We start from the raw sequence: 12,738 nt of genomic DNA, 5'->3' as shown, positions 1-12,738 counted from the left end.
AATAAGTTTTGCTTACGTTAGTAACAGGATCTCTACATGTACTCTGCCAGCAAGCATCTCCTTGTTAACTTAAACCGCCAATTAACCGATGGCTTATTTGTTAAACAATAAGAACAAGTACTTATTCAATGAAGACGTCCGTTTAATACCAAGTCAAGGACTTCATTAGCTCTATTGACGTTTTACTGGAAGCCACGTCGGATCCAAGCAAGCGGTTTCGCCGAGGCTGCAAACTGTGTTGCCTGGAGAACTAGCGGACTGCGGACAGGAGCAACCATCTGTTGCAGCTCTGCGAAACAAGGGTGCATGAACGAGAAAATATATGTCAAAGTATATCTTTTTCAGCATTTTGCTTGCTTCCTTCAGGTTCGAAGGTTCAAAAACTCGCCGCGTTTGATTGATAAGCAACTATTGGCTTAGGTTCACCATCTGCGATCCCTTAGCAAACCCCCAAAGTTAACGTATGGTGTTAAGTACAGCCGCCTGTGAATAACGCGACACATGCTCTCGTAACCGATTTCATACGAATGCCGCGGATAGTCCGCGAAAGTCGCGTTGACCAACCCACTTGAGAGGTGCCCAATGTCGTTCTCTAACCGCCCACCAATTTCGCGTCGTCAGTTTCTGTACACAACTGCTGCAAGTGCCGCAGCCGTTACGCTTCACCCCTTCTCGGCTGCTGCGGCGAACAACCAGGCACATTTGCGGATCATGGAAACAACCGACATCCACGTTCATGTATTCCCCTATGATTATTATGCCGACAAGCCCCGTGACACGGTGGGCCTGTCCCGTACGGCTTCGATCATAAATGAAATCCGCTCTGAGGCGACGAACTCGATTTTGGTTGATAACGGAGACTTTCTGCAAGGCAATCCGATGGGTGATTACATCGCCTATGAACGCGGTATGAAAGAGGGTGGCAGCCATCCAATCGTCACCGCATTCAACACAGTTGGTTATGATGCGGCCACACTGGGCAATCACGAGTTTAACTATGGGTTGAGCTTTCTTGAGACCTCTTTGGCAGGTGCGGATTTCCCAGTGGTTCTTGCCAACGTTGCAAAGGAGACAGGCGCGAGCCCGCGCGACGACCAGACGCTCGTCCAACCTTACACCATTCTCGACCGCAAGATCGAAATGGGTGATGGCACAAAGCATCCGATCAAGATCGGTGTGATCGGCTTTACGCCTCCGCAGATCATGAACTGGGATCGCAAGCATCTCGAAGGCAATGTCGAAGCGCGGGACATCGTTGAGACCGCCAAGGCCTATGTGCCTGAGATGCAGGAACAGGGCTGCGATCTGATCATCGCGTTGTCGCATTCCGGAATTGGCGACGCGAACCATGCAGATGGTATGGAAAACGCGTCGGTTGTTCTTGCCGGTGTCGATGGGATCGACGCGCTGGTCACAGGTCACAACCACTTGGTCTTTCCGTCGCCAACATTTGCCGACCGTCCCGGAGTTGACGTCGACAAAGGTACTCTAATGGGCAAACCCGCCGTCATGGGCGGATTCTGGGGATCGCATCTTGGCCTGCTTGATCTTTTGCTGGAACGGGATGGAAATGAATGGCGGGTTGTAACCACCACATCCGAGGCGCGGCCTATTTCGCGACGGAATGAGGATCGATCAATCACCGCGTTGGTCGTAGATGATCAGCGAGTCCTCGACTCGGTTGCGACCGATCACGAAGAAACCTTGGCCTATGTTCGGCGTGCTGTCGGCAAGACTTCGGCACCTTTGCATAGTTATTTCGCGCTGGTCGCAGATGATCCCTCAGTCCAGATCGTCTCGATTGCGCAGAAGTGGTATGTCGAAGAGATGCTGAAAGGCACCGACCATGAAGGCCTGCCGATCCTGTCTGCGGCAGCGCCTTTCAAGGCTGGTGGTCGCGGTGGTCCGGAATACTACACCGATGTACCCGTTGGTGATGTTGCCATCAAAAACGTCGCGGATCTCTATCTCTATCCGAACACGGTGCGCGCAGTCCGCGTGAATGGAGCGCAAGTTAGGGGTTGGTTGGAACGGTCAGCCGGAATGTTCAATCAGGTTGAGACGGGTTCAAAGGATGCGATCCTGCTGAACCCGGAATTCCCGTCCTACAATTTCGACGTCATAGATGGCGTGACCTATGAAATTGACCTGTCCCAGCCATCGCGCTTCGGACCCAAGGGAGAAGAGATTAACCCCGATGCAGCGCGCATTGTGAACCTTTCTTACGACGGCGAACCAGTTACCGATGATATGGAGTTCATTATCGCCACCAACAACTATCGCGCATCAGGGGGTGGTTCATTCCCCGGAGCTTTAGGTGACACAATCGTATTTGAGGCCCCGGATACCAACCGCGACGTCATCGTTCGCTACATTGTCGAACAGGGTACGATTGATCCAAAGGCAGATGCCAACTGGTCTTTTGCTCCGCTTGCGGACACGACTGTTTTGTTCGAGACAGGCCCGAAAGCACGGGATTACATAGGCGACGTCAAGGGTGTCACAATTGAGGACGCCGGAGAAGGTGCCGACGGCTTCGCAGCCTTCCGGATCAAGCTCTGACTCAATTTGGACTCAAAAATAACCCGCCATCAAAAAAGGTGGCGGGGTTGTTTCAGTTGCCTCGCGGCCCTCTGTAGCGACGCGAATTTCATCGCTTTTGCTAAGTGCGGCTCGTCAGACGAGACACTTACTACAAACGCGAAACTCGGGCATGGGTGGAGGTCGGAAACAATAGGCAAAGACATCTTCTGACCCCAGTAAGGCTAAATTGGATATGTTGAACAGTATGAACAGAACCCATGCTTTATTTGAATGCCGATAAAAGCAAACCGCAGTCTTGGTCGAAAACCCCGTGTCTACCCTTATTGTTCTTGCAGGCAATTCTTCGGGTTATTGCGTTTCAACTTCGAATGCTCCGTGACCAAGTCAACCAACTCTGGACGGCATGAACCACAGTTCGTTCCAGCCTGAAGGGTATCTCCGATATCGTCCACATCGATCAAACGTTTGTCGTGAATGGCGCTAATGATGGTCTTTAATCCCACCCCGAAACACGAACAGATGATTGGTCCACAGTCTTCAGAAGCGGAAGATGACCGGCCAGACAGAATCTGATGGAGTGAGACCTCAGGCAAAGTTGCCAAAAACTCTCGCATTAGTGTGATGGGTTGTCGGGAAACAAAGAGCGCTGCCAAAAGGCGCTGTCCGTCAGACAATGCGATCCTGTACGAGCCGCGTTTGGAATCTTCGATTGAAGTCACTACGGCATCGGATAGCCCAAACCACTCGCGGGCTTTGTCTTCCCAATCGTCAATATCTTGCTTCCCCGCTAACTCGATCCTGTAACCTTTGGCCGTTTTGCTCATTGCCCAATATTCTGCCGTAGGTGAGGCCGCATCGACGGACACGGCGAAACCGTACCACGAGGCATTCATACGTCGCACAGAAACGGCCGCCGCCTTGCTCTCAGGCTGTCCAGAGATTGGATCGACTACACTTGGAACAAGCGCATCCACACGGGCTGTTGGCGCCGTTTCACCTGTCCAGTGAATGGGAGCAAATACTTGACCTGGCGCGACGGTGTCTGTGATGCGAAGTCGAAAGATGCCGCTTCCGACCACGCTGTTGAGCTCAACCAAATCTGCGGTACCAAGACCCAACCGATCAACGTCCTTCGGATTAACCTCGACGTATGGTTCGGCCAAATGGGCCGAAAGACGGGGAGACAACCCAGACCGAGTCATAGTGTGCCACTGATCCCGGTTTCGTCCTGTGTTCAACAGAAACGGGTATTGGTCAGACGTCGCCGCTTTGGGTGAACGATGAGTGACAGGAACAAAACGTGCTTTGCCATCCGGATGAAAAAACTGCGCATCACCGAAAAATCGGCCATCCGATTTGCGAGATGTCGTCGGCCACCGTGACGGGTTCAGATCTTCGTAGTCCGAGTCATCAATGTCCGAAAATTCGGTAATGTCCAAGTCTTTGCCAAATGCCACGGCAAGCGAAGTCATGTTCGCGTATTCTCGAAAAATCTGCGCCGGTGACTCATAACTGAATGCCTCGGTCCACCCCATGCGGCGGCCCACCTCGGCCATAACATCCCAATCCGCACGTGCTTGTCCCGGAGGTGACAGAACGACGCGTTGTCTGCTGATCGTGCGGTCTGAATTGGTTACTGTTCCGCTTTTTTCGCCCCATCCCGCAGCGGGCAACAAAACGTCTGCAACGCGTGCAGTGTCTGTTCGGGCAGTCAGGTCACTGACAACTACGAATGGACTTTTTTTGATAGCCGCCATCACTCGGTCTGCATCCGGCATGGTGGCCGCCGGATTGGTGTGGATGATCCAAAGTGCCTTTATCTGACCGCCTTCGACAGCGCGAAACAGGTCAACCGCTTTCAGCCCCTGCTTTTCTGGCATCTTTGGAGCTTTCCAGAAGTCCTGGACGGCTGTTCTGTGAGCTTCGTTTTCGATATCCAAGTGACATGCGAGCATGTTGGCCAAGCCACCGACCTCTCGGCCTCCCATAGCGTTAGGCTGACCGGTGACCGAGAACGGACCCATCCCTGCGCGCCCGATCCGCCCGGTGGCCAGATGGCAGTTCAGGATCGCGTTGACCTTGTCTGATCCGCTGGAGGATTGATTTACTCCCTGGCTGAAGATCGTAACAACGCGCTCTGTACCGATCCATAAATCGCAAAAAGCCTCAATTTCATCAGGGCTTAGCCCGGTCTCATTCGCATCATCAAGCTGCGCGAGTTCGAGGGCTTCATTGAACCCCAGGCTGCGATCCAGAAAATCCGGAGCAATATGCCCCGTTTGGTGAATTCTGTTCAGCAACCGATTGAACAGCGCCACGTCACTGCCGGGTCGCAGCGCCAGATGGAGATCTGCTTGATCGCAGCTTGCTGTTCGACGCGGATCGACAACTACAATCTTCGTACCGCGCGCCTGACGGGCAGCTATGACACGCTGATACAGAACGGGGTGGCACCAAGCGAGATTCGAGCCAACCAAGACAACCAGATCAGCTTCGTCTAGATCCTCAAAGGTTCCGGGTACTGTATCTGTCCCGAAGGCGCGTTTGTGCCCGGCCACGGTCGAAGCCATGCATAGCCGCGAGTTGGTGTCGATATTCGCCGAGCCTATGAAGCCTTTCATCAGCTTGTTGGCAACATAGTAGTCCTCGGTTAGCAACTGTCCTGATACATAAAAAGCCACGCTGTCCGGCCCATGCTTCTTAATTGCGGCAGAGAACCGATCTGCGACCAATTGCAAGGCATTGTCCCAACTGGTGTCCTGGCCAAAGGCGCGAGGAGCCAGCAACCGGTGTTGCAGCCCGACAGTTTCACCTAACGCCAGTCCTTTTGAACATAAACGACCACGGTTCGCCGGATGATCCGGATCGCCGCGAACGGTCAAACCTCCGACCCCATCAGGCCTCAGGAGCACACCGCAGCCAACCCCGCAATAAGCGCAGGTCGAACGAACTTCGGGTAGGCTGGTGCCGTCCATCAGGCTGCGCTCCGTTGAGCAACCGCGCTGACGTCGAGCAGAATACGATCATCTTCGAGGCGCACCGGATATGTGGTGATCCGACCGTCATCGGCACCCTGCGCTTCGCCTGTGTTCAGGTCGAACACCCAATTGTGTAAGGGGCAGGTCACCGACTGGCCGTGGACAATGCCTTCAGACAATGGGCCACCCTTGTGCGGGCAGCTGTTTGTCGCGGCGTATACTTCTGCCTTGGCGGTCCGGAAGACGGCGATACAGCCGATATGGGTTTTGACCAGACGCGCTCCGCGCAGTGGTATGTCGTCGATATGTCCGATGTCGATCCAGCTCATTCCGCCGCCTCCAGTGTGAAATCTGCAATCGGCGCATAAGTTTGCGCCTTGTCGCGCACGTGTTCGGCCCATGGATCCTTGCGGTAGATGCTTTGCGACAGTTCAAACCGCGCGACCAAGTCGGCCCGGTTTTCAAGATCATCCACAACCTGCGCCTTGACCCAGTCCATGCCGACCTTCTCCAGCCATTTATACAATCGATCCAGATACTTACCGCCTTCACGATAGGCCTGGGTGACGGCCATCACGACCTCGATGGCCTCGTCTTCGGTGGGCACCTGACAGAGCAACTCGGTCTCTTTCACGTCCATACCTGCGGCCCCGCCGATGCTGATCTGATAGCCAGATTCCACGCAAACGACACCGATATCCTTGCAGGTCGCCTCAGCACAGTTGCGAGGACAACCGGATACTGCCAGTTTCAGCTTGTGCGGCGTCCACGAGCCCCACAGGATTTTCTCCAGCTTGATACCAAGGCCGGTGCTGTCCTGCGTGCCAAACCGGCAATGATCGGTTCCGACACAGGTTTTGACCGTCCGCAGACCCTTGGAATAGGCGTGGCCCGAGACCAGACCAGCCTCGTTCAGATCCGACCAGATCGAAGGCAGATCCTCACCCTTCACGCCCAGAAGATCGATGCGCTGACCGCCGGTGACCTTGACGGTTGGCACATCATACTTGTCAGCGGCGTCAGCGATGGCGCGCAGTTCTCCGGGGGTAGTGATCCCGCCCCACATGCGCGGCACAACGCTGAATGTACCATCCTTCTGGATATTGGCGTGTTTGCGTTCGTTCACAAACCGGCTTTGCGGGTCGTCCTGATGTTCCAAAGGCCAATCCGCCAGCAGGTAGTAGTTGATCGCCGGACGGCAGACATGGCAGCCATTTGTCGTTGTCCAGCCAAGCTCCTGCCAGACAGCGGCCTGGCTTTTTAGTTCCTGGCCCTTGATTAAACGCCGTACGTCCTCATGCGTCAGATCGGTGCAACCGCAGATCGGTTGCGCCGTTGGCATTTGGAATTCATCGCCCAGGGTGACTTGCAACACCTGTTCAACCAGCCCCGTGCATGTCCCGCACGAGGCGCTGGCCTTGGTGCTTTCACGCACGGCGCCCAGACCGTTGGCGCCTGCATTGATCGCCTCAACTATGTTTCCTTTACATACGCCGTTGCAGCCGCAAATCTCCGCTTCAGGCGGCAATGCTGCAACGGCTGAAAGAGGGCCCGCGGTATCGCCCCCCTGATAAGCCGGACCGAAGATCAGCGTCTCGCGCATGTCTTCGATGCTAGTACTGTCCTTGATCAGGCCGAAGAACCAATTGCTATCGGCAGTGTCGCCATACATGACCGCGCCGACCAGACGATCCTCTTCGATGACGAGCCGCTTGTAGACGCCGCGCGAAGGGTCGCGGAACACGATATCCTCACGTCCCGGCCCATCCGCGAAATCGCCCACGCTGAACAGATCACAGCCGGTGACCTTCAACTTCGTTGAGAGGGTTTTCTGAACAAACGCTGCCTCTTCGCCCAACAGCACCTGCGCGGCCACTTTCGCCTGATCATAGAGCGGCGCGACAAGGCCAAAGACCGCCCCGTCATGTTCGACGCATTCTCCCACGGCGTAGACATCCGGGTCCGAGGTCAGCATCTGGTCATCCACACGAATGCCGCGCCCGGTTGCCAGCCCTGCCTCCTGCGCCAGCGCGGTATTGGGGCGGATGCCCACCGCCATGACCAGCAGATCACAGGGCAGTTCGGTCCCTTCATCCAGTAACAGAGCGCGGACCTTGCCGTCTTCCCCGAGGATTTCCTTGGAATTCGCCTGCAGGCAAATCTTGATGCCTTTGTCTTCCAGCGACTTCTTCAGCAGATAGCCTGCAGCTTCGTCCAACTGACGCTCCATCAGGTGGCCCATGATATGAACGACCGTGACGTCAACCCCATGCGCGGCCATGCCCGCGGCGGCTTCAAGCCCCAGCAGGCCGCCGCCGATGACGACAACCTTGTTGTCCGGGCCCATGCCCATCATCTGCTGGGTGTCTTCCAGATCACGATAGGCAATCACGCCGTCCAGATCATGACCGGGCAAGGGGATGATGAACGGGTTAGACCCGGTGGCGATCACCAGCCTGTCGTATGGAACGTGGCCGTTTGCGCCCACGACCACCTTCATCTCGCGGTCGATTTTTTCAACTTTTTCGCCAAAGCGGCAGGAGATGCCGCGCTCGGCATACCAGGTGTCGTCATGGGTGACGATCTCTTCATAGGTCTTCTCACCCGATAGAACGGGGCTCAGCATGATGCGGTTGTAGTTCCCGCGAGGCTCGGCGTTGAACAGGGTGATGTCGAACGCATCCGGCGCGGCATCGGTCAGGTGTTCCAGCACCCGACCTGAGGCCATACCTGCGCCAATGACAACAAGTCTTTGCTTCATGATTTCACTCCGCTGCAATCGCCTTGGGGGCGGGTGTGTTGGGCTTGGCGCCGTGTTCGTATTCTTCGAGGAAATCGAGGACTTCCTGCCGGTAGGCGTAGTAGTCCGGATGTTCCAAAAGGGCCTTGCGAGTGCGCGGCCGCGGCAGGTCAACCTTGGTGATCCTGCCGATCGTTGCCTGCGGGCCGTTGGTCATCATCACCACACGGTCGGCCAGAAGGATCGCCTCATCCACGTCGTGGGTCACACAGATCGCGGTGACCTTGGTGCGGGACCAGACCTCCATCAGAACTTCTTGCAATTCCCATCGTGTGAGGCTGTCGAGCATTCCAAACGGTTCATCCAGCAGCAGCAGTTTGGGAGACAGGGCAAAAGCGCGGGCGATGCCGACGCGTTGCTTCATGCCGTTCGACAGGTTTGAGGCGGATTTGTCCATCGCATCGGCCAGACCGACCCGCTCCAGATAGTATTCGACCACATCCTGCCGCTCGGCCAAGCTGGCCTTGGGATAGACTTTATCCACCCCAATCGCGACGTTTTCCTTGGCGCTGAGCCACGGGAACAGGTTGGGTGACTGGAACACGACGGCGCGCTCAGGATCTGCCCCTTCGACATGGCGTCCATCCAGCTTGATCGCGCCTTTCGAGATGTCGTTCAGCCCAGCGGCCATTGTCAGAACCGTGGATTTGCCACAGCCAGAGTGGCCGATCAGCGAGATGAATTCTCCCTTGTCGATCTTCAGGTCGAAATCCTCGACCACGGTCAACGGGCCTTTGGGAGTCGGATAAACCTTGTGCAGTTGCGAGAAGTCTAGGAAGCGGTCCTGGATCATCCCTTTCTGCGCCTCTGCCACCGCCGTTGGCACGCCATGAATTGGGGTGACATCGGGCAGGATGCGCGAGCCTTCGACCTTGGCCTCGATTCCCACATCCATCAGGTATTTGGTGACGTTAGCGCGCAAGCGCTTGAATGTTTCTTCGTTGTTCATCGCGCCCCGATCCCGTGGGCGCGGGATCGACACCCGAAACTCCTGTCCGAGCGTACCATCCGGGTTCAGGGCAATGATCCGGTCGGCCAGAATGATTGCCTCATCCACGTCATTGGTGATGAGGACACAGGTTTTCTTGTTAGCCTCCCAGATGTGTTCAATCTCATCCGCCAGATTGGCGCGAGTCAGCGCGTCAAGCGCTGACAGAGGCTCATCCAGCAGCAGAACCTCGGGGTTCATCGACAAGGCGCGCGCCACGTTGACCCGCTGTCGCATCCCACCGGACAGTTCTGCTGGGCGGCGCGTTGCGGCATGGCTTAGGCCTACCATCTTCACGTAGTGCGCAACCTTCTCGGATTTCTCGGCCTTACTGAGGCCGGGAAAGACTGTGTCTACCGCCAGACCCACATTGCCGCTGACCGTCAGCCACGGCATCAGAGAATAGTTTTGGAAGATCACGCCACGCTCGGGGCCCGGCCCCTTGATCGGAGTACCTTTGAACGTGACCTCTCCGCCGGTTGGGGTGTCCAGTCCGGCCATCAGGTTGATCAAGGTCGTCTTGCCGGTGCCCGAGAAGCCGAGGATCACCAGAAACTCACCCTCTTGCACGTCAAGGTCGATACCTTTCAGCACGTCGGTGCGTGCGGCGCCTGCACCGAAGGATTTCGAGGCCTTCTTGAAGCTCAGAATGCTCATCTCGATCACCGGTTATTCGTGAAGGTAAACAGCGATTGCAGCGCGTACATCACCCGGTCCAGCAGAAAGCCGATGATGCCGATGGTGAAGACCGCAACCATGATTTTGGCGAGCGAGCTGGACGAGCCGTTCTGAAACTCATCCCAGACAAATTTGCCCAAGCCGGGGTTCTGCGCCAGCATTTCAGCCGCGATCAGAACCATCCAGCCGACGCCCAGCGACAAGCGCAGGCCAGTGAAGATCAGCGGCAAGGCCGAGGGCAGCACCAGCTTGGTGATCTTGGTATAAGTGTTCATTTTCAGAACCTTGGAAACGTTTACCAAGTCTCTATCGATGGATGCCACGCCCAGAGAAGTGTTGATCAGCGTGGGCCAAAGCGAACACAGGGTCACAGTGATGGCCGAGATCAGGAAGGATTTGGCGAACAAGCCGTCATTGGTGACGTAAACCGCCGAGACGATCATGGTCACGATCGGTAGCCATGCCAGCGGTGAGACCGGCTTGAAGATTTGGATCAGCGGGTTCAGCGCCGCATTTGCAGTCGGTGAAAGGCCAGCAGCGATCCCAAGCGGAACAGCCACAACCGTAGCGATCAGGAAGCCGAAAAACACGGTTTTGATCGAGGTCCAGATTTGCTGGTAGTAGGACGGAGCACCGGTGTAAGCGACTTGCTTGACCTCATCCGCCCGGCCCGCATCGATCAGCTTCTGGTTCCGTTTCTCAACCATCGCCTCGAACTTGTCGCGTTTGGCGGCCTTGGCCTGCGCGTCCTCGTTCAGGTTGATCATTTCTTCCCAGACCTGAGCCGGTCCGGGGACCGCGCCCAGAGAGGTTTGAACTTTGGGTGCCAATGTCCCCCACAACAGCAGGAACGCGCAGATCGACAAAAGGGGAACGACCAGAAGACGCCAGATCTCGGTCATCTGGGCGCGCGGGTTGTCTCCGGCAGCGGCCTTCAGAACCGGGGTGGCCCAGCTGAGGCCCAGAACCTGGAACCATTTGTCGGCTGCGTTGATACGGGTGAACAGGCGGGCGCGACGCGCCTCTCGGGCGGCGTCTGCGTTGAATTCGGGATCGACCGTTGTCATCTGATGTGTCCTTGCGATGGCGGGGCACTTTGGGGTCCGCGCTCGACCAATGCCGGGCGCGCTGTTTCGGGATTAGCCTTGCACGTCCGAGCCGACGATCTTCTGATCGCCTTTCAGACCGATGGAGAGGCTTTCGAGATAGGCGTTGGGGGCGCGGCCGTCATAGGCGATGCCGTCGATGATATCCTCGGCAGGGGTCGGCGCTTTGTAACCATCGCTTTCCCAAGGGAAGTCGGCCTCATTCGCCAGCCCTTCGTCGACCAGCAAGCGCGCGGCTTCCAGATAGATCTCAGGCTTGTAGATGGATTTGGCGACTTCGTCATACCAGCTGTCGGGCTTGGATTCGGGGATCTGACCCCAACGGCGCATCTGGGTCAGGTACCAGATGGCGTCTGAGTAGAACGGGTAGGTCGCGTTGTAGCGGAAGAACACGTTGAAATCAGGAACTTCGCGCTTGTCGCCTTTCTCGTATTCGAACGTGCCGGTCATCGAGTTGGCGATCACGTCATAGTCCGCGCCGACGTATTCCGCACGGCTCAGAATTTCGACGGCTTCAGGGCGGTTGGCGTTGTCATTTTCATCCAGCCACTGCGCAGCACGGATCAGAGCCTTGGTCACGGCCAGAGTGGTGTTTGGGTATTCTTCGGCGAACTCTGCCGTGATGCCAAACACCTTTTCCGGGTTGTTCTTCCACAGCTCATAGTCGGTAATCACCGGAACGCCGATACCCTTGAACACGGCCTGCTGGTTCCACGGCTCACCCACGCAGTAGCCATAGATCGTGCCGGCCTCTAACGTGGCAGGCATCTGCGGCGGAGGCGTCACCGACAGGAATACATCTGCACCGATCTGACCGGTCACGTTTTCGGGGCTGTAGAAGCCCGGATGCAGACCACCGGCTGCCAACCAATAGCGCAGTTCGTAATTGTGGGTCGAAACCGGGAAGACCATGCCCATGTTAAAAGGCTTGCCTTCGGACTTGTATTTCTCAACCACCGGAGCCAGAGCTTCGGCGCTGATCGGGTGCTGAGGACGGCCATCCTCCATGACAGGGATGTTCGGCTTCATCTCTTCCCAAACCTCGTTGGAGACGGTGATGCCGTTGCCGTTCAGGTCCATCGAAAACGGAGTGATAATATGGGCTTCGGTCCCGTACCCAATGGTCGCTGCCAAAGGCTGTCCAGCCAGCATATGCGCGCCGTCCAACTGACCGTCGATTACGCCGTCCAGCAGCACTTTCCAGTTGGCTTGTGCTTCCAGCGTCACGAACAGGCCTTCGTCCAGAAAGTACCCATTCTCATAAGCAACAGCCAGCGGCGCCATATCGGTCAGCTTGATGAAGCCAAACGTCAGCTCGTCTTTTTCCAGTTCCAACTCGGCTAGCGCCGGAGACACAAGTGCCGTCGTTGCAGCGAGGCCTAAAAGAAGCATTTTCATCTCGATCCCTTTCGGTTCAGCCCAACCCCTTGGGCAAACAAAAAAGCCGCCGACACAGTCCGCCGGGAGGAGGTGGCGGATGGTCGAGCGGCTTTGCTCTTGTGAGGTGCCCTGGACTATGGGCGAATTCCGTCGGTGGGCGTCGTTGCCTGCCGATGTCTTAATTAAGTCAGTCGCAAAGCGCGGCGTCATCACTTTTTGAGGTTTTCACCCTGAAAATTCTGCAATGCAGCAAGAAGATATGCT

General features: G+C 56.3%; 7 protein-coding genes. 1 reads left to right on the top strand and 6 read right to left on the bottom strand.

Going from position 1 to position 12,738, the window contains the following annotated elements:
• The first annotated feature begins 582 nt into the window (after positions 1-582).
• Complete coding sequence (locus tag ACR0AC_RS19060) at positions 583-2,562, top strand: bifunctional 2',3'-cyclic-nucleotide 2'-phosphodiesterase/3'-nucleotidase (RefSeq protein ID WP_480875393.1); 1,980 nt, start codon at positions 583-585, stop codon at positions 2,560-2,562.
• Positions 2,563-2,864: 302 nt separating this feature from the next.
• On the opposite strand, the gene ACR0AC_RS19055 is transcribed toward ACR0AC_RS19060, so the two are convergent.
• The 6 genes from ACR0AC_RS19055 to ACR0AC_RS19030 form a co-directional block, all read right to left on the bottom strand.
• Positions 2,865-5,519, bottom strand: a complete 2,655-nt coding sequence (locus tag ACR0AC_RS19055) for a molybdopterin-dependent oxidoreductase (protein WP_480875390.1) — start codon at positions 5,517-5,519, stop codon at positions 2,865-2,867.
• A complete protein-coding gene (gene nirD, locus ACR0AC_RS19050; RefSeq protein ID WP_170455998.1) occupies positions 5,519-5,851 on the bottom strand; it encodes a nitrite reductase small subunit NirD in 333 nt (110 codons plus the stop codon). Before nirD ends, ACR0AC_RS19055 begins: the two co-directional genes overlap by 1 nt.
• On the bottom strand, positions 5,848-8,283 hold the full coding sequence (gene nirB / locus ACR0AC_RS19045) for a nitrite reductase large subunit NirB (RefSeq protein WP_480875387.1): 2,436 nt from the start codon (positions 8,281-8,283) through the stop codon (positions 5,848-5,850). Before nirB ends, nirD begins: the two co-directional genes overlap by 4 nt.
• Positions 8,284-8,287: 4 nt before the next feature.
• A complete protein-coding gene (locus ACR0AC_RS19040) occupies positions 8,288-9,967 on the bottom strand; it encodes an ABC transporter ATP-binding protein (protein WP_170455994.1) in 1,680 nt (559 codons plus the stop codon).
• A gap of 5 nt (positions 9,968-9,972) precedes the next feature.
• Complete coding sequence (locus ACR0AC_RS19035; RefSeq protein WP_170455992.1) at positions 9,973-11,055, bottom strand: ABC transporter permease; 1,083 nt, start codon at positions 11,053-11,055, stop codon at positions 9,973-9,975.
• Positions 11,056-11,127: 72 nt separating this feature from the next.
• On the bottom strand, positions 11,128-12,492 hold the full coding sequence (locus ACR0AC_RS19030) for a CmpA/NrtA family ABC transporter substrate-binding protein (protein ID WP_480627358.1): 1,365 nt from the start codon (positions 12,490-12,492) through the stop codon (positions 11,128-11,130).
• Between the last annotated feature and the right edge of the window lie 246 nt (positions 12,493-12,738).

The organism is Ruegeria sp. H7 (assembly GCF_056532945.1).
This window is presented reverse-complemented; position numbering and strand designations above follow the sequence as displayed.